At 66.1% G+C, this 23,529-nt stretch carries 14 protein-coding genes and 4 pseudogenes; 10 read left to right on the top strand and 8 right to left on the bottom strand.

All coding sequences use genetic code 11. From position 1 onward, the window contains the following. Positions 1–106 precede the first annotated feature (106 nt). The 3 genes and pseudogenes from CKW46_RS17400 to CKW46_RS17390 all read left to right on the top strand — a co-directional run bounded on the left by CKW46_RS17400 (position 107) and on the right by CKW46_RS17390 (position 4,115). Positions 107–1,310 (top strand): annotated as a pseudogene (locus CKW46_RS17400) (ISAs1-like element IS2404/ISMul1 family transposase). Next, a pseudogene (locus CKW46_RS17395) lies at positions 1,295–2,899 on the top strand (acyltransferase domain-containing protein); the annotation flags it as partial. The pseudogenes CKW46_RS17400 and CKW46_RS17395, both read left to right, overlap by 16 nt. Before the next feature lie 154 nt (positions 2,900–3,053). Further along, a complete protein-coding gene (locus tag CKW46_RS17390; protein WP_482052193.1) occupies positions 3,054–4,115 on the top strand; it encodes a type III polyketide synthase in 1,062 nt (353 codons plus the stop codon). Here CKW46_RS17390 and CKW46_RS17385 read toward each other — a convergent pair. Continuing rightward, complete coding sequence (locus CKW46_RS17385) at positions 4,098–5,381, bottom strand: cytochrome P450 (protein ID WP_117436626.1); 1,284 nt, start codon at positions 5,379–5,381, stop codon at positions 4,098–4,100. The two genes, CKW46_RS17390 and CKW46_RS17385, sit on opposite strands and share 18 nt — an antisense overlap. Before the next feature lie 14 nt (positions 5,382–5,395). Further along, a complete protein-coding gene (locus tag CKW46_RS17380) occupies positions 5,396–7,165 on the bottom strand; it encodes an ABC-F family ATP-binding cassette domain-containing protein (protein WP_482052192.1) in 1,770 nt (589 codons plus the stop codon). Positions 7,166–7,615: 450 nt separating this feature from the next. On the opposite strand from CKW46_RS17380, the gene lpqS reads away from it, so the two are divergent. The 5 genes from lpqS to CKW46_RS17355 all read left to right on the top strand — a co-directional run bounded on the left by lpqS (position 7,616) and on the right by CKW46_RS17355 (position 13,222). Then, positions 7,616–8,044, top strand: coding sequence for a putative copper homeostasis (lipo)protein LpqS (gene lpqS / locus CKW46_RS17375; RefSeq protein WP_036426656.1), 429 nt, complete (start codon positions 7,616–7,618; stop codon positions 8,042–8,044). A gap of 161 nt (positions 8,045–8,205) precedes the next feature. After that, entirely contained in the window at positions 8,206–9,318 is a 1,113-nt protein-coding gene (locus tag CKW46_RS17370; RefSeq protein WP_240274790.1) for an FAD-dependent oxidoreductase, read from the top strand. 146 nt (positions 9,319–9,464) lie between these two features. Continuing rightward, positions 9,465–12,449 carry an acyl-CoA synthetase gene (locus CKW46_RS17365; RefSeq protein ID WP_482052191.1) on the top strand — a complete coding sequence of 995 codons (2,985 nt, stop codon included), beginning with the start codon at positions 9,465–9,467 and terminating at the stop codon, positions 12,447–12,449. After that, positions 12,442–12,675: a Trm112 family protein gene (locus tag CKW46_RS17360; RefSeq protein WP_015355947.1), complete on the top strand. Its 234-nt coding sequence runs from the start codon at positions 12,442–12,444 to the stop codon at positions 12,673–12,675. The genes CKW46_RS17365 and CKW46_RS17360 overlap by 8 nt, the downstream gene beginning before the upstream one ends. Positions 12,676–12,784: 109 nt before the next feature. After that, positions 12,785–13,222, top strand: coding sequence for a VOC family protein (locus CKW46_RS17355; protein ID WP_117436621.1), 438 nt, complete (start codon positions 12,785–12,787; stop codon positions 13,220–13,222). 351 nt (positions 13,223–13,573) lie between these two features. Here the strand turns inward: CKW46_RS17355 and CKW46_RS17350 are convergent, their stop codons facing one another. The 4 genes from CKW46_RS17350 to CKW46_RS17335 form a co-directional block, all read right to left on the bottom strand. Further along, positions 13,574–15,442: a PE family protein gene (locus tag CKW46_RS17350; RefSeq protein WP_499018039.1), complete on the bottom strand. Its 1,869-nt coding sequence runs from the start codon at positions 15,440–15,442 to the stop codon at positions 13,574–13,576. Between the two features lie 395 nt (positions 15,443–15,837). Then, positions 15,838–16,461 carry a TetR/AcrR family transcriptional regulator gene (locus CKW46_RS17345; RefSeq protein WP_117435663.1) on the bottom strand — a complete coding sequence of 208 codons (624 nt, stop codon included), beginning with the start codon at positions 16,459–16,461 and terminating at the stop codon, positions 15,838–15,840. 1 nt (position 16,462) lies between these two features. Continuing rightward, entirely contained in the window at positions 16,463–17,212 is a 750-nt protein-coding gene (locus tag CKW46_RS17340; protein ID WP_252872313.1) for an ABC transporter permease, read from the bottom strand. Between the two features lie 2 nt (positions 17,213–17,214). Further along, entirely contained in the window at positions 17,215–17,982 is a 768-nt protein-coding gene (locus tag CKW46_RS17335; RefSeq protein ID WP_117435662.1) for an ABC transporter ATP-binding protein, read from the bottom strand. Between the two features lie 59 nt (positions 17,983–18,041). On the opposite strand from CKW46_RS17335, the pseudogene CKW46_RS17330 reads away from it, so the two are divergent. Together CKW46_RS17330 and tyrS are read left to right on the top strand one after the other, a co-directional pair. Next, positions 18,042–18,652, top strand: a pseudogene (locus tag CKW46_RS17330) (DNA-3-methyladenine glycosylase). A gap of 11 nt (positions 18,653–18,663) precedes the next feature. Then, positions 18,664–19,956 (top strand): tyrosine--tRNA ligase, encoded by a 1,293-nt coding sequence (gene tyrS / locus CKW46_RS17325; RefSeq protein WP_015355942.1) that lies wholly within the window; start codon positions 18,664–18,666, stop codon positions 19,954–19,956. Positions 19,957–20,105: 149 nt separating this feature from the next. On the opposite strand, the pseudogene CKW46_RS17320 reads toward tyrS, so the two are convergent. Continuing rightward, positions 20,106–21,309: pseudogene (locus CKW46_RS17320) on the bottom strand (ISAs1-like element IS2404/ISMul1 family transposase). A 155-nt stretch (positions 21,310–21,464) separates the two neighbouring features. After that, on the bottom strand, positions 21,465–23,318 hold the full coding sequence (locus CKW46_RS17315; protein WP_482052189.1) for a PE family protein: 1,854 nt from the start codon (positions 23,316–23,318) through the stop codon (positions 21,465–21,467). Positions 23,319–23,529: the final 211 nt, after the last annotated feature.

Genomic DNA, 23,529 nt, shown 5'->3' with positions numbered 1-23,529 from the left:
TGGGTTGATGATCTTTGGTGCCGCGCTATTGGGGCCGGAGTGTAGGCACGGGCTATCTGGAGAACGATCGAGTTGGTTACTGTTCGTCGTTGGTCTGGAGTTGCCCGTGCCTACCGTTTCAGTATTGCCTGTGTCGTCGGTTCCAGAGGTGTTCGACCGCTGGAGTCCTGGTGAGCGCAGTGAGCTCATCGGATCGGAGTTTCTCGATGTGTTGGCCTCGGTGCCAGACCCGAGGGACCCACGCGGTCGGAGGTATTCGCTGATGGCTTTGTTGGCGATCGCGGTTCTGGCCACTGCCGCGGGGATGCGCGGCTATGCTGTTTTTGCCACATGGGCGGCCACCGCTCCCGATGATGTGTTGGCCTAATTAGGGGTCCGGTTCCGGCGGCCCAGTGAGAAGACCTTCCGCGCTGTTTTGTCTCGGCTAGACCCCGCCGACCTCAACGCCAGGATGGGCAGTTACTTCACTGCACACGTGGCCAGCAGCGACCCCAGTGGATTGGTGCCGATCGCGTTGGACGGCAAGATGCTGCGTGGTGCCTTTACGCGCCAAAGCGACAGCCACGCATCTCGTGTCGGTGTTCGCCCACCGTGCCCGATTGGTGCTCGGTCAACTCGCTGTCGCCGAGAAAAGCAATGAAATTCCCTGCGTACGTGCCCTGCTCACGCTGCTGCCGGGTAGCTTGCGGTGGCTGGTCACCGTGGATGCGATGCATACCCAGGTCGTCACCGCGAAGTTGATCTGCGCCACCTTGAAGTCGCACTACCTGATGATCGTCAAGTCCAACCAAGCCAAAATACTTGCGCGTATCACCGCGCTGCCCTGGGCCGAGGTGCCCGCAGCCGCTACCGACGACTCCCGCGGCCACGGCCGTGTCGAGACCCGCACCCTGCAAATCATCACCGCTGCACGAGGAATCGGCTTCCCCTACGCAAAACAAATCATCCGGATCACTCGTGAACGCTTGATCACCGCCACCGACCAGCGCAGCGTGGAGGTGGTCTATGCCATCTGCAGCCTGCCGTTCGAGCACGCCCGCCCTACCGCGATCATGACCTGGATGCGTCAACACTGGGGAATCGAGAACAGCCTGCACTGGATACGCGACGTCACCTTCGACGAAGACCATCAAAGGGCACATACCGGAAACGGCGCACAGGTCCTAGCAACGCTACGCAACACCGCCATCAATCTACACCGCCTCAACGGCGCCGACAACATCGCCGAAGCCTGCCGGATCACCGCTTTGACCGCCAACCGCCGCCTAGACCTCCTCAATCCACAATTCCCCAGCTCACAAGCCTGCTAATCAACAACGCCGGAGCCCTGGTTGCCGGACGTGCCGGCTCGGGGGGCAAAACCGTTCTGGTCTTCCCGGGACAGGGGGCGCAGTGGTTGGGCATGGGACGGGATCTCTATGGCCGGTTCCCCGCGTTCGCCAAGGCTTTTGACACGGTGGCTGACGCGTTGGACGAACACCTTCGCCTTCCGTTGCGAGAAGTGATCTGGGGTGCGGATGCGTCGCTGCTCGAGGGCACCGAATTCGCTCAACCCGCGCTATTCGCCCTGGAAGTCGCGTTGGCTGCGTTGTTGCAGGCCTGCGGCGTGGTCGCCGATCTCGTCATGGGCCATTTGGTCGGAGAGATCTCGGCGGCTCACGTGGCCGGGGTGCTATCGCTGACGGACGCGGCGCGACTGGTGTCGGCGCGGGGTCGGTTGATGGCGCAGCTGCCGCCCGGCGGGGTGATGGTGGCGGTAGCGGCCAGCGCGGCACAGGTGGCGCCGATGCTGGAGGAAGGCGTCAGCATCGCCGCGGTCAACGGGTCGGATTCGGTGGTGATTTCGGGCCCGGAGGCCGCGACAGCCGTGGTAGCGGATCGGCTGACGGGTCAGGGTTGTCGGGCGCACCGGTTGGCGGTCTCACATGCATTCCATTCGGCATTGATGGAGCCGATGATGGCGCAGTTCGGCGCCACGATCAGCGGTATCGTCGCCCACGAGCCGCGGATTGCCCTGGTGTCCAACATGACTGGGCAGCTGGCTGCGGCGGGATACGGAACCGCCAGCTACTGGGTCGAGCATGTGCGCAAACCCGTCCGGTTCGCCGACGGCGTGGCCTTGGCCGAATCATTGGGCGCCGCGACATTCCTCGAAACCGGGCCGAGCGCCGGCCTGGGCACATCAGTTGCGTTGCTGGCCAAGGGTCGTCCGGAAGTCGAATCACTACTCACCGCGATGGGCCAGTTGTACGTCGACGGTGCGGACCTGGACTGGCGGGCGGCGTTCGCCGGTCTGCGCGCCCGGACGGTTACTCTGCCCACATATAGCTTCGCGCGGCAGCGGTTTTGGCTAGGTGAAGGCGCTGGCAGGAAGGCCGATAGCAGCGACGAGTCAGGGCTGCGGCCGCGTTTGGACAGTGTGGATTCCAAGGAGCGCTTTCGTCAACTGGTTGATCTGGTGTGCCTACACGCGGCGATCGCCACCGGCCACTCGAACAGCCACCAGATCGACGCGGAACGTGCCTTCCAAGATCTTGGGTTTGAGTCGATGACCGGGGTGGAACTGCGCAATCGGTTGCGTGCCGTAACCGGCTTAGCGCTGTCGCGAACCATCATTTTTGACTATCCGACGCCAATGCCGCTGGCCCGGCACCTTGATGAACAGCTGTCCGGTGGCAATCACGAAGAATCAGACGACGACAAGATCTGGTCGGTCCTGCGAACCATTCCCGTTCGTGAGCTCAGGCGAAGCGGAATGCTGGACAAGTTATTGCTGTTGGCCGGCCAGGACGAAAGCCCGGCACCCGATGCAGCTGTCAGCGACGATGTCATCGACTCGCTGAGTCCTGAGGCGCTTGTTGCGATGGCGCTCGACTCCGAAGAGGACGACCCTGACTGACGAATTTGCGCTGCACAGCACAAATTACGCCGGCATTACTGGTCGCATATGTGACATGTGTTGAATACGTGCGACTTTGCGAGACCCCGCAGATCCGCCTAAACTTCAGTATCGCTACGGGTGGGCTGGCCGATAAGTAATTGAGGGCAGAGCAATGAGCGTTATCGCAGGTGTGTTTGGTGCGTTACCACCGCATCGTTATAGCCAAAGTGAGATCACCGAGTCGTTTCTCGAGTTCCCCGGTCTGCAGGAACATGAAGAGATTGTTCGGCGCATGCATGCCGCGGCGAAGGTCAACAGCCGCCAATTTGTTTTGCCGATCGAGCAATACCCGGCGCTGACCGACTTCGGCGATGCAAACGAGATCTTCATCGAAAAAGCCGTGGATCTTGGCATTGAGGCCCTGATGGGCGCGCTTGACGAGGCGGGATTGACGCCTCAGGACATCGACCTGATCATCACCACGACGGTCACCGGAGTCGCGGTCCCGTCGCTGGATGCCCGGATTGCCGGCCGCCTCGGACTTCGCCCCGACGTACGCCGGATGCCGCTTTTCGGCCTGGGGTGTGTGGCGGGTGCGGCCGGGGTGGCGCGCCTGCATGACTACCTGCGGGGTGCGCCCGACGGCGTCGCGGTGTTGATCGCTGTCGAGTTGTGCTCGCTCACTTATCCGGCCGTCAAACCCACCGTATCGGGCATCGTGGGGACGGCGTTGTTTGGCGACGGCGCGGCGGCCGTGGTCGCCGTCGGCGACCGGCGTGCGGAACAGATTCGTGCCGGCGGCCCTGACATCCTCGACTCGCGCAGCCGCCTGTACCCGGAGTCGCTGGACATCATGGGCTGGGATGTTGGGTCTCACGGGCTGCAGCTGAGGCTGGCTCCGGAATTGACGAATCTGATCGAGGAATACCTGCCAGACGACGTTGATGCCTTCTTGGCCATGCACGATCTGTCCAAGAACGACATCGGTGCATGGGTGAGTCACCCGGGCGGCCCCAAGGTCCTCGACACGATCGCCAACAGCCTCGGGTTGCCCTCGGATGCCCTCGAGCTGACGTGGCGCTCATTGGGCGAAATCGGCAACCTTTCCTCGGCGTCGGTGTTGCACATTCTGCGCGACACCATCGCCAAAGTTCCGCCCAGCGGCAGCCCGGGTCTGATGCTGGCCATGGGCCCCGGATTCTGCGCGGAGCTGGTGTTACTGCGCTGGCACTGAGTCGACGAATTCGACTCTCAAGCCCGGTTTGGGGGCCAGCGCCGCAAAATTGGCCGCGCGGATGCGTTGAGCGGGCAACCTAAGCCTGGTGCGCGCGACTAGCCGGGCGAGCAGCACCACCAGCTCGGTGGTGGCCATCACCGCCCCGATACAGCGGTGCAGTCCGCCGCTGAACGGGATGAACTCATGAGGTGCGGGCTTGCGGTAGTCCGGTGCGGCGGGATCCCAGCGCTGTGGGAGAAACTGTGTGGGATTCGGCCATACTTCGGGGATTCGATGGGTTACGTATGCGCTGAAGATCAGCAGCCGTCCCGAGTTGATCCGGTGCCCGTCGAACCAGAGGTCGCGGATCAGCCGGCGCGCCGAGACCACTCCCGGTGAGTAGAGCCGAAGCGTTTCGTGCACAACGCCATTGAGGTAGGTGAGAGCGCCGAGGGTCTCGGCGCTGGGCGCGGTGCCGCCGAGCACCCGGGCAACCTCGTGGGCCGCCGTCTCCCAGGCGCCGGGCAACGTGAGCAAGGTGTAGGTGGCCCACGCCAGCGCTCCGCTGGTGGTCTCGTAGCCGGCCGCGATGAGCGAAACGATGGAGTCGCGAATCTCGTTGTCGCTCAACGCGCAGCCTTCTTCGGAACGGCCGTTGATCAGTGCGGTCAGCATGCGGTCGTCGGGGCTGGGCTCCGCGCGAGCGTTGGCGATTTCGGCATCGATCAGTTCGTCGATGCGGGTGCGCGCGGCCATCGCCCGCCGCCAACCCGGTGAGTTGAGCCGCTGCTGTAGTTGCATCACCTGGGGCAACCGGTGGGTCAGGTCGATCATAGGCTGCAGTTGTCGGCCCAGATAGTCCGAATGGGAGGCCAGCCGTGGGCCGAACAGGCTCTCGGTCGTGCTGCGGCGCACCGCGCAACGAAACTCCTGGTAAATGTCCAGTGGTTGCCCTGGCCGCCAGCTGTCGATGACGTTGTCGATGGTGGACACCATGGTGGCGACATAGTCCTGCACGCTTCGGTGCCGCAGTCCGGGCGCCACGATGCTGCGGCGACGGCGGTGATCCTCGCCGTCGCTGACGATCAGTGCGGTCGGTCCATCGACGGGCACCAGGCTCTCGAACGTCTCGCGCCAGCTGAACGCGTCGGCATTGGCGAACACGAACCTGTTCGCCTCGGGGCCCAGCAGATAGACGAAACCGTGGCGCCCGACTCCCGCGTCGATGAATGCGCCACGGCGCCGATATAGCGCCAACAGTGCCTCCCCGGGACGGTAAGGCACCGTCCGGTAGGTGCTCATTCAAGTGTCTCGGAGAGTTTGAGCCAACGCTCCTCGGTCGCGACAACCTCGTCTTCGAGCGCCCGCAACTGCTGGGTCAGCTCGGTGATCCCGACGTGATCGGACTGGTCGTATTCGGCGAGCTCGGTGTGCTTTGCCGCGATGCGTTCGGCCAGACGGGCGAGTTGGCGGTCGAGTGCGGTCAACTCTTTCTCGGCGGCCCGGCGCTGAGCGCCCGACATCGCCTGTGCTGGCGCGGCCGGTTCCTGGCTGGCCTTGGCCGCCGGACGTGCCGCGAGTTGCAGGTATTCGTCGATGCCGCCCGGCAGATGGCGCAGCTGGCCGTCCAGGATCGCGTACTGCTGATCGGTGACTCGTTCGAGCAGATAGCGGTCGTGCGAGACGACGATCATGGTGCCGGCCCAGGAGTCGAGTAGGTCCTCGGCGGCGGTCAGCATGTCGGTGTCGACGTCGTTGGTCGGCTCGTCGAGAAGTAGCACGTTGGGTTCCGACAGCAGGGTGAGCATCAGCTGCAACCGCCGCCGCTGCCCGCCGGAGAGTTCGCTGACTCGCGCGGACAGTTGCCCCTTGGCGAAGCCCAGGCGCTCCAGCAACTGTGTCGGGGTGACTTCGCGCCCGTCGACCTGGTAGTCGGCGCGCAGCCGGCCCAACACATCGGCGATCCGGTCTTCGGCGGCCGAGGCCAGCGCGTCGCCCTGCTGATCAAGCACGGCGAGCCGGACGGTCTTGCCGCGCTTGACGCGACCCGAGTCGGGTTGGATGGTCCCGGCGATCAGCCCCAGCAGGGTGGACTTTCCGGCGCCGTTGGCGCCGACGATGCCGGTGCGCTCACCCGGGCCGATCCGCCACTCGACCTCACGCAGCACCGGGCGGTCACCGTAGGATACCGACACGTCGAGTAGATCGATGACGTCCTTGCCCAGCCTGGCGGTGGCGAGCTTGGCCAGTTCGACGGTGTTGCGCAGCGGCGGCACGTCGGCGATCAGTTGATTTGCGGCCTCGATCCGGAACTTCGGTTTAGAGGTTCGCGCTGGCGGGCCGCGCCGCAACCAGGCCAACTCTTTGCGCATCAGGTTCTGCCGCTTGGCTTCGGCCGTGGCCGCCAGCCGGTCGCGTTCCACTCGCTGCAGCACGTAGGCCGCGTAACCGCCTTCAAAGGGCTCCACGATTCCGTCGTGAACTTCCCAGGTGGTGGTGGCGATCTCGTCGAGAAACCAGCGGTCGTGGGTGACCAGTAGCAGTCCGCCGGTGTTGCGCGCCCAGCGTTGTTGGAGGTGGCTGGCCAGCCAGGTGATTCCTTCGATGTCGAGGTGGTTGGTGGGCTCGTCCAGGGCGATCACATCCCAGTCGCCGATCAGGAGGCGGGCCAGCTGCACACGCCGGCGCTGGCCGCCGCTGAGCGTGCCAACCTTGGCGTGCCAGCCAATGTCGGATACCAGGCCGCTGACCACCTCGCGGATGCGCGCATTGCCGGCCCACTGGTGTTCGGGCTGGTCCCCGACAAGTGTCCAACCGACGGTATGGCTCGGGTCCAGGGTGTCGCTTTGGCTGACCGCGCCGATACGCAAGCCACTGCGGCGGGTCACCCGGCCGGAGTCCGGTTGCAGCTCTCCAGTGAGCAGCCCCAGCAGACTGGACTTGCCGTCCCCATTTCGACCGACGATCCCGATGCGTGCGCCATCGTTGACGCCCAATGTCACCGAGTCGAATATCACATGAGTCGGATATGCCAGGTGTACGGACTCGGCCCCGAGTAGGTGTGCCACCGGCCCAAAACTACCGGCGAGGATGCCGGTGGCGTGCGTTCGGTCGCCGACCCAACATCGGTCTCCCCGCCGACCGGGGGATGTGCTCGCCGAGAAGGCGGTCGTCGGAGATTTGCCGGGTGGGTCTTGCGCGACACGCCGACCGATGGGTGTGGGTGGGGGAGTGAACGTCGCTTCTTCGCCGAGACGGCGACCTGTTGCGTCGGGGTGGTTGGGTGACTAGGTCGAAGGGATGCTCGGCGGTGGCGACGGGGGAGCGGCCGCCTTCCCGTTATACCCAGTACGGGTACTTGGTATAGTTGAGTTGTGGCGCCGCGCCGTGGCGCCTCCGGTGTTCGCTCGAAAGAACCACGTCAACAGCTCGTATTCGGGGCATGCTGCCGCGCTAGTCCGGGCTGGCCGATTTCGTGCTGGGATATACCCCCTAGGGGTGCTAGTCTGATCGCTGCCATGTGCTTTGAGAGGACTCTCCTGAAACCGTGGCCGCGTTACCTGATCGCCGCGGTCGCCGTCGTTTGGTTGCTCGGGAGCCTCATTGCGCGCCACGGGCGACAGGCCGAGAGTGCCGCTGGTCGGGCACTGCCAAACCTGATCGCCGCGTCCGGTCAACTGTTTGCTGGATCGCCCGGTGTGCGGGCCGCCCGCGATTGCCACTGCGTGCGGCAGGCGCAAGCTTGCCCCGACGCGATACAGCACGGCTGGATAACCGGCGCGGTTGGACCGGGCGTCCTGGTGACCGAGGTCGCGCTGGTCGCTTGGCTGGCTGTAACGGTGTTCTCGGCCACCCGAGGGCCGCCGGGATCGCCTGGGTCCATTCGCCTTGTCATGACCGTTACGGGCCGGAGCATCCTGGCCCGGAACTGCATCTCTCGCCGCTGACCGGTCAGCGTTCGCCGCTGTCCAGGTCCGACGCCGCGTGTTCGCGGCACTTGATGCAGGAAAGAGAATGTCGTGAATCGTGTTGTGGACCGAAGGTGCCACCAGACAAATGCCGGCCCCACTGGGTCGGTGCGTTGTGCCAACGCGAAGCGGGTGTGGTCATGACGCCCGGGGACCGGCCACGGGTCGTGGTCATCGGGGCCGGTGTGAGCGGATGGACCACCGCGATGGTGCTGGCCAAGCGGGGTTGGCAGGTCGTCGTCGCGGCCGACGGGTTCGGCATTGACGCGGTGTCCTCGGCGTCCGGGGCGATGTGGGAGTGGCCGCCGTCGCGGTGCGGCCGCTACCACGACCAGGCGGTATTGGCTCGATACGCGGGTTGGGCGATGCGTTCCTACCTGCGCTTCGCCCAGCTCGCCTCGGATCCGGGTACCGGGGTGGGCCTGAGGCCGGCGGTGTACTACTTCGGCCGCCGCATCGAGGACGACCCGATCGAGTTCGCGAAGATGTCCGAGGTGAAGCGATTTGTCCCCGGGTTCGTCCACGACCCGGCGCTGATCGATAGGCACGGCGTCAACCGGGACTCCGGTGTGATCGACGCCTATTCCTACCTGGCACCCACCATTGATACCGACTGGTATCTGGCCTGGCTTGCTCGCGAGGCCAAGAATGCGGGCGTCTGCGTCGACCGCCGACGGATCTTCGGCCCGCTGATCAATCAGGAAAATCGGCTGCTGACCGAATATCGTGCCGAATTGATCATCAACTGCGCGGGACTGGGCGCGCGAGAGCTGGCCGAGGACACGACCGTGGTTCCGCACCGCGGCGCGCTGCTGCGGGTGCTGCAGGAACGTACCGCGACCTCGCGGGTAACCGCAGCTCACGTGGTGGCAAACGATGCCGCTACCGACCAGCAGAACCTGATCTCGATCGCGCCTCGCGGATCGGATCAGCTGGTGCTGGGCGGGCTCGTCGAGCCGGACCGATACCACACCGAATTGAACCTGGCTGACTATCCGCCGTTGCGCATGATGTTCGATCGCTGCGTCGAGTTCTTGCCGGCATTGCGCAGCGCTGCACCAGACGTGATTCATCCGGTACGGGTCGGGTTGCGCCCCTTCCGCCGCGACGGAGTGCGGCTGGAAGCCCAGCGCGGCACTCGGATCGTGCACAACTACGGTCATGGTGGCGCCGGCATCAGCCTCTCCTGGGGATGTGCCCAGGAGGTTGCCGATCTGGCCTACCGAATATTCGCCAGACAGGGCGTTGCCTGACCCGGATCCGCGCACGTGTGTCCGGCACTGCCGGGACGGGGTCTGCGGGGTCTTTCGGCCGACAAACAGCGTGACCAAAACCGCGCAGCGCGCGTATGTGCCATGATGGCCACGCCTAAGGCCTATGCAGGGAGCACTCAGGAGCAGTGGTGGATCTCAATTTGTCGATGGTCACACGTCCGGTCGAGCGTCTGGTGGCCACCGCCCAGAATGGTTTGGAAGTGCTACGGCTGGGAGGCCTGGAAACGGGCAGCGTCCCATCGCCTTCGCAGATCGTCGAGAGCGTACCCATGTACAAGCTGCGACGATACTTTCCGCCGGACAACCGGCCGGGTCAGCCGCCGGTCGGACCGCCGGTGTTGATGGTGCACCCGATGATGATGTCGGCCGACATGTGGGACGTCACCCGAGAAGAAGGCGCCGTCGGAATCTTGCATGCCCGGGGACTGGACCCCTGGGTCATCGACTTCGGCTCACCCGACAAAGTCGAGGGCGGCATGCGCCGCAACCTCGCCGACCATATCGTGGCGCTCAGTGAAGTCATCGACACGGTCAAGGACACCACCGGCAGCGACGTGCACATCGTCGGGTATTCGCAAGGGGGCATGTTCTGCTATCAGGCCGCCGCGTATCGGCGTTCCAAGAACATCGCCAGCATCGTGGCGTTCGGCTCCCCGGTGGACACCTTGGCGGCTCTGCCGATGGGCATTCCGGCCAACTATGGGGCCGCCATCGCAGACTTCATGGCCGATCACGTCTTCAACCGGCTGGATATCCCAAGTTGGATGGCGCGCGCCGGTTTTCAGATGATGGACCCGCTCAAGACCGCCAAGGCCCGGGTGGATTTCGTGCGTCAGCTGCACGACCGTGAAGCGCTGCTGCCGCGCGAGCAGCAGCGCAGATTCCTCGAGCGCGAGGGGTGGATCGCCTGGTCGGGTCCGGCGATCTCGGAGCTGCTCAAGCAGTTCATTGCGCACAACCGAATGATGACCGGTGGTTTCGCCATCAACGGGCAGATGGTGACACTCACCGATATCACCTGCCCGGTACTGGCGTTCGTCGGCGAAGTCGACGACATCGGGCAGCCGGCGTCGGTGCGCGGTATCCGGCGCGCGGCACCCAACACCGATGTCTACGAATGCCTGATCCGGACGGGTCATTTCGGCCTCGTCGTGGGATCCAGGGCTGCCCAGCAGAGCTGGCCGACCGTCGCTGACTGGGTGAATTGGCTGTCTCGCGACGCAGACAAGCCGGCCAACATCAGCCTGATGGTCGAGCAGCCGGCCGAACACACCGACAGCGGTGTCGCGTTCAGCTCCCGCGTCGCGCACGGCCTCGGGGAGGTCTCGGAGGCGGCGCTGGCCGTGGCTCGCGGTGCGGCTGAGGCGGTCTTTGCGGCCAATAGATCGGTACGCACCCTGGCCGTCGAAACGGTCCGCACGCTGCCGCGCCTGGCTCGACTGGGTCAACTCAATGACCACACCCGAATTTCGCTGGGCCGCATCATCGATGAGCAAGCACGTGACGCACCGCAGGGCGAATTCCTGTTGTTCGACGATCGCGTGCACACCTACGAGGCCGTGAACCGGCGCATCAACAACGTCGTTCGGGGGCTGATCGAAGTCGGTGTGCGACAAGGTGACCGGGTGGGCGTGCTGATGGAGACACGGCCCAGCGCCCTGGTCGCGATCGCGGCGCTGTCCCGGTTGGGGGCGGTGGCGGTGCTGATGCGCCAGGACGTCGACCTGGCCGCCCAGGTTCGGCTCGGGGGAGCGACCGAGATCTTGGCTGACCCAACCAATCTCGCTGCTGCGCGGCAACTGCCGGGGCAGATATTGGTGCTGGGCGGTGGCGAGGCGCGCGATCTGGACCTGCCCGAGGACGCCGACGTCATCGACATGGAACAGATCGACCCGGACGCCGTCGAACTGCCCGCCTGGTATCGGCAGAACCCCGGTCTAGCAAGGGATCTGGCCTTTATCGCGTTCAGCGGAATCGGCGGTGAGCTGGTGGCGAAGCAGATCACCAACTATCGCTGGGCGGTGTCGGCTTTTGGAACCGCTTCCACGGCCTCGCTGGACCGCAAGGACACGGTCTATGCGTTGACGCCGCTGCACCACGAGTCCGCGCTGCTGGTCAGCTTGGGCGGTGCGGTTGTTGGAGGCGCCCGCATTGCACTGTCCCGCGGATTGCGGCCCGATCGATTCCTCAGCGAAGTGCGGCGATACGGCGTGACGGTGGTGTCCTACACCTGGGCGATGCTGCGTGACGTGGTCGACAATCCCGAGTTTGCGTTGCACGGTAACCATCCGGTGCGGCTGTTCATCGGCTCTGGGATGCCGACCGGACTCTGGGAGCGCGTCGTCGAGACGTTCGCACCCGCTCACGTCGTCGAATTCTTCGCTACTACCGACGGACAGGCGGTGCTGGCCAACGTGTCCGGCGCCAAGATCGGCAGCAAAGGTCGGCCGTTGCCCGGGGCCGGACGTGTTGAGCTCGGTGCCTACGATGCCGAACACGACCTGATTCTGGAGAACGAGCGTGGCTTCGTGCAGATCGCCGAGGCAAACCAGGTCGGGGTGCTGCTGGCCCAATCCAGAGGGCCCATCGATCCGACGGCCTCGGTCAAACGCGGGGTTTTTGCCCCCGCCGACACCTGGATATCCACCGAATACCTGTTCCGCCGCGACGAGGACGGAGACTTCTGGCTGGTGGGCCGGCGCGGCTCGGTGGCGCGCACCGCGCGCGGGATGATCTATGCCGAACCCGTCACCGACGCGCTCGGCCTCATCGACGCCGTCGACCTTGCGGTCACCTACGAAGTCTCGGTCGGCGAGCATCAGCTCGCGGTATCGGCAGTGACACTGCGCCCGGGCGCGACCATCACGGGAGCCGATCTGACCGATGCCGTGGCCGGCATGCCGATCGGCCTGGGCCCCGACCTCGTGCACGTGGTGCCGACGCTCTCGCTCAGCGCGACTTACCGTCCAACGGTCAGCGCCCTGCGGGCGGCCGGGCTTCCCAAGCCGGGACGCCAGGCGTGGTATTTCGATGCCGACACCAGCGAGTTCCGGCGGTTGACGCCGGCGGTACGTGCCGAACTCAGCGGCGAGGCGCCCGCCGATGCTTGACGAGAAGCTACTCAAGATCCTGGTATGCCCGGCCGACCGGGGTCCGCTGCTGCTCGTCGAGGACGGCGAACGGGGCCGGCTGCTCTACAACCGGCGGCTACGGCGCGCATATCGGATCGACGACGACATTCCGGTCTTGCTGATCGATCAGGCCCGCGACGTCACCGACGATGAGCACGCTCGCTTCACGGCAGCGGGCTTACCGACAGATTCGCCGGCGGGCTGACGTCGCAACCCGACAATGCGGCGGGGCGTGACTATCGGAGAACGTCCCTACGGCCACAACGAACGCGACGAGGATTCGTGGCTGGGTCCGGCCCGGTAGCGTGCCACGCATGGCCATCAAAATCGAGAATGTCGGCATCGCCGTTCGCGACCTCGAAGCAACGATCTCCTTCTTCACCGACCTCGGTCTCACGGTCGTCGGTCGTGACACGGTCAGTGGTGAATGGGCCGACACTGCCGTCGGCCTTGATGGCAACCACGCCAACATTGCGATGCTCCAGACGCCAGACGGGCACGGTCGTCTCGAGCTCTTCGAGTACATCCACCCACCGGTGATCGAGTCGAAGCCCATGCTGCCCAACGAGATTGGAATGCATCGGGTTGCCTTCTCGGTCGACGATATCGACCAGGCTCTCGAGATTGCCGCGAGGCACGGATGCCGTCCACTACGCGGCGTGGCGACCTATCAGGACATCTATAAGCTCACTTACTTACGCGGTCCCAGCGGCATCATTGTGATGCTCGCCGAGGAGCTGACGGCGCGCTGACATCCGAAATCGGCCCACTTTGGCTGTGCCGCTTACCCACTCGGGGCTCTGAGTTCGTCCAGTAGGGGATCGACTGTCGCGCCGTTGCCGGCCGCACCGCACCGATCGTCTGGCAGCCGGGAGTGTCAGACACGCACTAGGCATCGGCGACAACGCTGCGACCTATCGTCGGCCTATCCAGTCGGCTACCCATCCTGACCGGCGGTGCCGGGTGCGCCCTGGTTACCGTCGGCACCGTCGCTGCCATTCACGCCAAAGGTTCCCGCCGCGACACCACCGTCGCCGCCGGCGCCGGCGCTACCGCCGTTGCCGGCCGCGCCCCCGGCACCGCCAACACCGGAGCCGCCAGCGCTACCAGCGCTGCCGAGAAAACCTCCCTGCCCCCGCGCCGCCGGCAGCGCCCGCGGCCCCGCCATCGCCGCCGTCGCCGCCGTCGCCACCGTTGCCTCCGACAGCGCCGATATTGCCGCTGACGCTGGAGGTTCCGCCGGCACCTCCAGCCCCGCCGGCACCTCCGGCCCCGCCGGCACCTCCGGCCCCGCCGGCACCTCCGGCGCCACCGGTACCGGCGGCGCCACCGTTGCCGCCGAATCCGAATACCGAGCTGGCATTACCGCCGTTGCCGCCGACGCCACCGGTGCCGCCATTGCCGCCAACGGCAGTGGTATCGCCGCCGTCGCCGCCGAGCCCACCCTCGGCAGCGATGCCCAAATTGGTCGCAGTGCCGATGCCGCCCCCGCCGCCGCCACCTCCGATGCCGCCCGGTGCGCCGGCTCCGCCGGACCCTCCCGTGCCACCGATACCGCCGGCACCCCCGTTGCCGATCAGCAGCCCACCGTGGCCGCCGGTACCGCCCGCACCGCCGTTGCCGCCATCACCGCCGCCGTTGGAGGCCGAGTTTCCGTTGCCGCCGATACCACCATTGCCGCCGTGGCCCACACCGTCGGCGGACGTGCCGTTGCCGCCGGCCCCGCCAGTGCCACCGGCGCCGCCACCGATGTGGCCATCATGACCGGCGCCTCCATTACCGCCTGTCGCGGAGGGGCCGGTCACGGTGGAGTAGTCGTTTAGCGCATCGCCCCCGCGCCCACCGTCGCCCCCGTTGCCACCGATGGCGAAGAGGCCGGCGGCACCCCCGTCACCCCCGTTGCCGCCGATTGCGTTCTGGGTGTTGTGCACCGTCGCGCTCCCGCCGGCACCGCCGGTGCCGCCGTTGAGACTGTCGAGGCTGCCGCCACCGCCCGGACCTCCCGCACCGCCATAGATCTCGGTCGGGGGCGGCGCGGTCGAATGTTCCACATTGGTTCCGGCAGCGCCGGTGGATGCCGTCCCCGAGCCGTGGGAACTGACGCCGTCGATCCCGGCCAGACCGGTACCGCCTTGCCCGCCTGCGCCTCCGGAGCCCAATAGCCCAACCGCGTTGCCGCCGCTACCACCGTGGCCGGCGGAGCCCCCGTTTATGCCCGTTATTCCGGTGCCGCCTTGCCCGCCTGCGCCGCCGTTGCCCCACAGCAGGGCACCATCGCCGCCGGTACCGCCGGCCGCGCCGGCACCGCCGAATCCGCCGGTGCCTCCGCTGCCGAATCCCACCCCACCGGCGCCGCCGGAACCGCCGGTGGCGCCGGCGCCACCGGTCCCACCGATGCCCCCGTCCCCGAATAGCCACCCGCCGGCGCCGCCGGTGCCACCGGCCGCGCCGGTGCCGCCCGCCCCTCCGGTGCCACCGGTGCCGATCAGCCCGGCCGCTCCGCCGGAACCGCCGACCTGCCCGGTCGCGCCGGACCCGCCGTTGCCGCCGTTGCCCCACAGCAGCCCGCCATCTCCGCCGTTCGCTCCGGTACCGGCAGCTCCGTCGGTACCGTTGCCGATCAGGTCGCGTCCGAACAGCGTTTGGGTGGGTGCATTCACGGCGTCCAGCAGGAACTCCAACGGTGATGCATTGGCGGCCTCGGCGGTCGCATAGGAGAAGCCGCCGGCGGCAAGGGAGCGAACGAGTTGCTCATGGAACGTCGCCGCTTGCACGCTGAATGCCTGATATTGCTTGGCGTGCGCGCTGAACAGGCCAGCGATCGCTAGCGAGACCTCGTCGGCGGCGGCCGCCAGCACCGAGGTCGTGGGGGCGGCCGCTATGGCATCGGCGGCGCTGATCGTCGACCCTATCGTCGCGATGTCCGCTGCCGCCGCCGTAAGCATTTCGGGTGCTGCGATCAAAAATGACATTGGTTGGCTCCTCTACGCTCGCGAGCGGCGGCCACCCAGTGGTACTCGTCCTGGCCATCGGCAGCCACATCTGCATACCAGATGGTATAGGAATGCATACCGAAAGGTATGAAAGTAGCGGCAACGGGTAAGCACCGCGCCGAGAAGCGGCGCGGTGTTCGGTCTCGAGTCCAGCCTCGGCCCGGCACACCGAGCGCCCAGAAGAAGTGCTGAGAGTCTTGGTGTGCCGGGCTGGCCGGTGTCGGCTGTCGCATCTGGGTGGCGGTAGGTTTTGCCTGGCCGCCCATGGCTAAGCGGTGCCTACTGCAGCGCGGGCGAGGGCCCGGTGTTGTTGGTCGAGCGGTCCCACAGCCTCATCGCTGTCGTCGGCGTCATCGGTGACGAGTGCGCTCGTTTCATGACGCAATCTCCTCTGGCAGCTCACCGGTGAGGTGGCGCTGCAGGGTGGGAGCGATGGCCTGTGCGACCTGGTCGGCCGGCAGTGAGGCGAAGGGCTCGATCTTGACGATGTGGCGAGCCATCACCACTCCCAGCAGCTGAGAGGCCACGAACTGGGCGCGGATCCTGCCGGTTCCGGTGGGGGAGTCGACTCGCGAACCTACTTCGCTTGTCACCACCTCCTGCAGGAAAGAACGCGCCAGATTCGACTCGGTGCCTGCCATCAACGCCCGCAGGGTCGCGATGAGCCCGGTGCCCAGCTCCGAATCCCACAGTGGCAGTAACACGGACGGCAGCTTGAGCCCGAGTTCGTCAACGGGGGTTTCGACAATCTGCTCGAGCACCACGGTCGGATCGATGGGGATTTGGATGGCGGCAGCGAACAGCTGTTGTTTGGTGCCGTAGTAGTGATGCACAAGAGCGGCATCCACGCCGGCGGCCGCAGCCACCGACCGGACCGAGGTTCGGTCAAGACCATTGAGCGCAAAGAGTTCTCGCGCACAGGTCAGGATGTGTTCCCTGGTGTTTGAGGTGCCGGTGGGGCGTCCAGGTCGCCGGCGTCCGGTGTTTGTCGTTTCCACGCTAGGGTGTCCGTCGGCGTAGGGTTGCGGCGGCCAGGCAAAGGGATGCGACCGCGAAAACCACCACGACGACGATGTCGCGAAGAGCGATGTAGGTGAGCTCGGGATGAGCTCCCACCTGCTGCAAGGCTTCCAGAGCATAGCTTGCGGGCATGGCGTTGCTGACCCACTCGAGCCAGGTAGGCATGACCGCACGAGGGACGATGATGCCGGCCAGCAGCAACTGCGGCACCATCACCAAGGGGATGAACTGCACGGCCTGAAACTCCTTGCGGGCGAAGGCACTGAACAACAATCCCAAACCGACTCCCAGAATGGCGTTGACGACTGCGATTACGAAGACCCACACGGGACTGCCCGCGGTGTCGAACCCGAGCAGCCAAAACGACACGATGCAAGCCACCGTGGCCTGTGCCGCGGCCGCGAGCGAAAATGCTGTGCCGTAACCGGCCAGCATGTCCAGCCGCCGCAGCGGCGTGGTCAGTACCCGCTCCAACGTCCCGGATGCCCGCTCTCGCTGCATCGTGATCGAGGTGATGATGAACATCACGAATAGCGGGAACAGGCCCAACAGGATCAAACACGCGTTGTTGAACGGCGTTTGCGTGCCGGGGCGGTGCGGGGCATTTTCGAACATGAAATACATCAGCGTGATCACCAGCACCGGCACCAGCAGGATCATCGCAACGCTGCGGTGATCGGCGGCGAGCTGACGCAGGATTCGCGTGGTGGTAGCGGTGTAGGCGCGCAGGCCTATTCGGCCTGGTGCGTGGTGGTGTGGCGGCGGATCATGGAGAGAAACGCCTCCTCCAGCGACATGCATCCGGTGTCCTTCCGTAGTTGGGTCGGGGTGGTCTGCGCCACTAGGCGGCCGGCACGCATCAGCAGCAGATCGCCGCAGTGCTCGGCTTCATTCATGACATGACTGGAAATCAGCAATGTCGTTCGGGCGCGGGCTAGCTCGGCAAACTGCTGCCAAAGATCTACGCGCAAAACGGGATCCAGGCCCACCGTAGGTTCGTCGAGGACAAGCAAGGTGGGGTGGCACACCAGCGCGCACGCCAGCGACACCCGGGTTCGCTGTCCGTCGGACAGGTTGGCGCAGTAGTCGGTGCGGTGATCGGTCAGGCCCACTCGCGCGATCGCATCATCGGCGGCTTGCCTGTTGTAGCCGTAGAGGGCGGCGAAGTAACGGACGTTGTCAATGATTCGCAGGTCGTGGTAGATCGCTGGATCTTGTGGCAGATATCCGACCTGGCGGCGCAGCACGGCAGAACCGGCCGGATGACCCAGCACGGTGACGGTTCCCGACGTCACGATCTGGGTGCCGACGATGCTGCGCATCAGGGTGGTCTTACCGCACCCGGATGGCCCGAGCAGGCCGGTGATGGTGCCGCGCGCAATGTCGACCGAGAAGTCGTGCAGCGCGGAGTGTTTGCCGCGGATGACCCGTAGGTGCTTGATGCTGACAGCCGGCTGTGACCCACCTGTTAGCGATTCAACGAGTGTTGAAGTCACCATGCGATGATTAGTCGACCTAGAAGTGGGGGTTTGTCAAGAGGAAGGGCACAATCGCTGCGATGAGCGCTGAGCAACTGCTGGTCGACCCGGTACCTGCCGCACATCGACTGCTCGGGGCGACCATCGCCGCGCGGGGGTGTGCGGCGTCATCGTCGAGGTCGAGGCCTACGGCGGGGTTCCCGACGGCCCGTGGCCCGACGCGGCGGCCCATTCCTATCGCGGACCCAGTGCGCGCAACCGCGTCATGTTCGGTCCACCCGGTCGGCTCTACACTTACCGCAGCCACGGAATCCACGTATGCGCCAACGTCGCGTGTGGTCCCGACGGTACGGCCGCGGCGGTGCTGCTCAGGGCGTGCGCCATTGGTCGCGGTACCGATGTCGCCCGGTCCCGCCGGGGTGGGCTGGTTGCCACCGCCGCGCTCGGGCGTGGTCCGGGAAACCTGTGTTCGGCGCTAGGGATCACCATGGATGACAACGGGATTGATTTGTTTGACCCGGCCAGTCCGGTGACGCTCCAGCTGCACGAACCGATCGCGGCGGTCTCGGGGCCGCGGGTGGGAGTCAGCCGCGCCGCCGACCGGCCCTGGCGGTTGTGGTCGGCCGACCGTCCGGAGGTGTCGGCGTATCGACGAAGTCCACGAGCACCCGCCCTCGGGGCCAGCGACTAGAGTCTTGCGCGATGTCTTCAAACTCTTCTGGGTCAGCTGGGATCCTCGACGAGCTGGGCTGGCGCGGCTTGATCGCCCAGTCCACCGACCTTGACGCGCTGGCCGCCGACGCACAGCGCCCGCCGCTGACGGTTTATGCCGGTTTCGACCCCACCGCGGCAAGCCTTCACGCCGGACACCTGGTGCCGCTATTGGCGTTGCGGCGATTTCAGCGAGCGGGCCATCGTCCCATCGTGTTGGCGGGTGGGGCCACCGGGATGATCGGCGACCCTCGCGACATCGGTGAGCGCAGTCTCAACGACGCCGATACCGTGGCCAACTGGACCGAGCGGATCCGCGGCCAGCTGGAACGCTTCGTCGACTTCGACGGATCTCCCACCGGCGCGATCGTCGAGAACAACCTCGAATGGACCGCCACCATGTCGACCGTCGAGTTTCTGCGTGACGTCGGCAAACACTTCTCGGTGAACGTGATGCTGGATCGGGACACGATCCGGCGGCGGCTGGAGGGCGAGGGGATCTCCTACACCGAGTTCAGCTACATGCTGCTGCAGGCCAACGACTACGTCGAACTGCACCGGCGCCACGGCTGCACGCTGCAGATCGGCGGATCGGATCAGTGGGGCAACATCATCGCCGGAGTCCGCCTGGTGCGCCAAAAGTCGGGTGCGGCGGTGCACGCCCTCACGGTCCCGCTGGTGACCGCCGCCGATGGCACCAAGTTCGGCAAATCGACCGGCGGCGGCAGCCTTTGGCTGGACCCCGAGATGACCAGCCCGTACGCCTGGTACCAGTACTTCGTAAACACCGCCGACGCGGATGTGATCCGCTACCTGCGGTGGTTCACGTTCCTGGTTGCCGAGGAACTGACCGAGCTGGAGCAGGCCACCGCCGAGCGGCCCCACCAGCGCGCCGCCCAACGCCGGCTGGCGGCCGAACTCACCACCCTGGTGCATGGGGAGGCGGCCACCGAGGCCGTCGAGCACGCCAGCCGAGCGCTTTTCGGCCATGGCGAGTTGAGCCGGCTCGACGAGGCGACTCTGGGGGCGGCACTGCGCGAGACGAGCATCGCCGAACTCGAACCGGGCACCCCGGACGGCATCGTGGATTTGCTGGTGGCCACCGGGCTTTCGGCCAGCAAGGGCGCGGCGCGGCGCACCATCGGCGAAGGTGGGGTGTCGGTCAACAACATTCGGGTCGAGACCGATGAGTGGGTACCGCAGACATCGGACTTCCTGCACGGCCGCTGGCTGGTGCTGCGCCGTGGCAAGCGGAATATCGCCGGAGTGGAACGCGTCGGCTGAGCCGCTCTTTCCCGGTGAGTGAAATGCATAGTCCAGCATTTCTCAAAGCACTGGGCGCTGCGGCTCGGCTATTCGCGGCTTACCGTGAATGCAAACTGGAATTGATTGGAGAGCGGCTTGGTGGGGGACCAGGGCTCCGGCGTTGTTGATTAGCAGGCTTGTGAGCTGGGGAATTGTGGATTGAGGAGGTCTAGGCGGCGGTTGGCGGTCAAAGCGGTGATCCGGCAGGCTTCGGCGATGTTGTCGGCGCCGTTGAGGCGGTGCAGATTGATCGTGGTGTTGCGTAGCGTTGCTAGGACCTGTGCGCCGTTTCCGGTATGTGCCCTTTGACGGTCTTCGTCGAAGGTGACGTCGGGTATCCAGTGCAGGCTGTTCTCGATTCCCCAGTGTTGACGCATCCAGGTCATGATCGCGGTAGGGCGGGCGTGCTCGAACGGCAGGCTGCAGATGGCATAGACCACCTCCACGCTGCGCTGGTCGGTGGCGGTGATCAAGCGTTCACGAGTGATCCGGATGATTTGTTTTGCGTAGGGGAAGCCGATTCCTCGTGCAGCGGTGATGATTTGCAGGGTGCGGGTCTCGACACGGCCGTGGCCGCGGGAGTCGTCGGTAGCGGCTGCGGGCACCTCGGCCCAGGGCAGCGCGGTGATACGCGCAAGTATTTTGGCTTGGTTGGACTTGACGATCATCAGGTAGTGCGACTTCAAGGTGGCGCAGATCAACTTCGCGGTGACGACCTGGGTATGCATCGCATCCACGGTGACCAGCCACCGCAAGCTACCCGGCAGCAGCGTGAGCAGGGCACGTACGCAGGGAATTTCATTGCTTTTCTCGGCGACAGCGAGTTGACCGAGCACCAATCGGGCACGGTGGGCGAACACCGACACGAGATGCGTGGCTGTCGCTTTGGCGCGTAAAGGCACCACGCAGCATCTTGCCGTCCAACGCGATCGGCACCAATCCACTGGGGTCGCTGCTGGCCACGTGTGCAGTGAAGTAACTGCCCATCCTGGCGTTGAGGTCGGCGGGGTCTAGCCGAGACAAAACAGCGCGGAAGGTCTTCTCACTGGGCCGCCGGAACCGGACCCCTAATTGGGCCAACACATCATCGGGAGCGGTGGCCGCCCATGTGGCAAAACCAGCATAGCCGCGCATCCCCGCGGCAGTGGCCAGAACCGCGATCGCCAACAAAGCCATCAGCGAATACCTCCGACCGCGTGGGTCCCTCGGGTCTGGCACCGAGGCCAACACATCGAGAAACTCCGATCCGATGAGCTCGCTGCGCTCACCAGGACTCCAGCGGTCGAACACCTCTGGAACCGACGACACAGGCAATACTGAAACGGTAGGCACGGGCAACTCCAGACCAACGACGAACAGTAACCAACTCGATCGTTCTCCAGATAGCCCGTGCCTACACTCCGGCCCCAATAGCGCGGCACCAAAGATCATCAACCCAGCTCACAAGCCTGCTAATCAACAACGCCGGAGCCCTGGGCGGGCCGGAATCAACCCGGCTGGCCCGGCGCCCCATCGAGACCGGTGTGGCCGTTTGCGCCCGTACCCCCGCTGGCCCCGGATCCTTGGGCGGTACCTCCGGCACCTCCGGCGCCGCCCGCACCGCCGGCGCCTCCCGCCCCGGCTGCGCCGCCGGCCCCGATCGAGCCGGTCCCGCCAGCCGCACCGATCAAACCACCGCGACCGCCCGCACCGGCAACCGCGCCGGCCGCGCCGCCATTACCGCCGTCGCCGCCGTCGCCGCCGTGACCACCCTCGCCGGCAACGGATGCCGTCGAGGACGATGAGGTGTTGCCGCCAATCCCGCCAATCCCGCCGGCGCCGCCGGCACCGCCGGTGCCGCCGACCCCGCCGGTGCCCGAGACTCCACCCGCGCCACCGGAACCGATCAACCACCCGCCGTTTCCGCCGTTACCGCCAGTGCCGCCGGCCCCGCCCGTTCCGCCGACCGCGGTCGAGTCTGCTCCATAGCCGCCATCGCCGCCTTGCTGTCCGGTGGCGGTGCCATCGCTACCGTCGATGGCGAATCCGGCGTTACCCCCATCGCCTCCGGTTCGGCCGGCGGCGCCGGCGCCACCCATGCCTCCGGTGCCCCCGACGCCTCCGGTACCACCGTTGCCGAACAGTAGGCCGCCATTGCCGCCCTGGCCGCCGGTCCCTCCCGTGCCGCCGGCGCCGCCGGTGGCACTGCTGGCGAATCCGGCGCCGCCGCGCCCGCCGACCCCACCGACGGCGTCACTCTGGTTGGCATGTCCGTCGCCACCCCAGCCGCCCGCGCCGCCGGCACCACCGGCAACCTGGGCATCGCCCCCGTTGCCGCCATTTCCGCCGGTGGCCGACGGCTGCGGCGCATCGGTCTGACCGGAGGTGTCCCCGCTGCCGCCGTTGCCGCCCATGCCGCCATTGGCGCCGTCGCCGCCCTTGCCGCCCTCTCCGCCCAAGGCGCTGTTCTGGTTGGTGGAGGTTGCGCCGCCACCCTGCCCGCCAACGCCGCCGTTTTGGATGGTGCTGCCCGCGGCGCTTTCCGACCCGTTGCCCCCGGTGAGGGGGTTGGCGGCGGGATCGTCGGTGGTGGTCACATCTTGGCCGGCTGCGCCCGAGTTTGCGGTGTCGAAGACCAGGGGGTTGGAGCCGTTCGTTCCGGCCACACCGGTGCCGCCTTGTCCGCCGGCGCCGCCGCTGCCGAACAGCAAGGCGCTACCACCGTTGCCTCCAGCTCCGGCCATGCCGCCGTTGAAGCCGAGTGTGGCGGTGCCGCCCATTCCGCCGTTGCCGCCGTTGCCGAACAGCAGCCCGCCGGTGCCGCCATTGCCCCCGGCCGAACCGGCGCCGCCGGTTCCACCGTTACCGCCATCGCCGAATAGCCCCGCGGACCCACCGCCGCCGCCGGCTTGGCCGAAATCGCCGGCCGCGCCGTTGCCGCCGTTGCCGATCAAGAGTCCGCCGTCTCGGCCGTCTTGTCCGGGGTAGGTGCCGTTGGAGCCGTTGCCGATCAGCGGACGCCCAAGGATGGCCTGGGTGGGCGCATTGATGAGGTCGAGCAGTGGTTGCAGTGGCGAGGCATTGGTGGCTTCGGCCGTCGCGTACAGGTTTGAACCGCTGGCCAGAATCCGCACGAAGTCGTCGTGAAATGCGGCCATCTGGGAACCCAGCGATTGGTATTGCTGGGCGTGTGCCCCGAACAACGTGGCCACGGCGGTCGACACTTCGTCGGCGGCCGCGGCGGCGACCGCGGTGGTCGACGCCGACGCCGCCGCATTGGCGGCGCTGATCGTCGAACCGATCCCGGCCAGATCGGTTGCTGCCGCCGAAATCAGCTCCGGCGCTGTGATGACAAACGACACAGTGCGCTCCCATCGGTTCATGACGCCCCAGGAAAAAAATTGCCGACGGCGCCTTCGAGAATGGCCACGACAGCCGACTGCAACACGATATAAAGATACGCGCTCTATTGCTGCGATTTCAGCGCAATGGTCAATTTAGACGAACCGGGCGGGCCTCTCGAATTCACCCTATGATGAATTGCTCACGGCCTTTTCTTGTGTTCATGTGCAC

The organism is Mycobacterium liflandii (assembly GCF_022354805.1).
In the GTDB taxonomy this organism is placed as follows: domain Bacteria; phylum Actinomycetota; class Actinomycetes; order Mycobacteriales; family Mycobacteriaceae; genus Mycobacterium; species Mycobacterium marinum.
The sequence above is the reverse complement of the archived record's forward strand: the minus strand, read 5'-3'. Positions and strand labels throughout refer to the sequence as shown.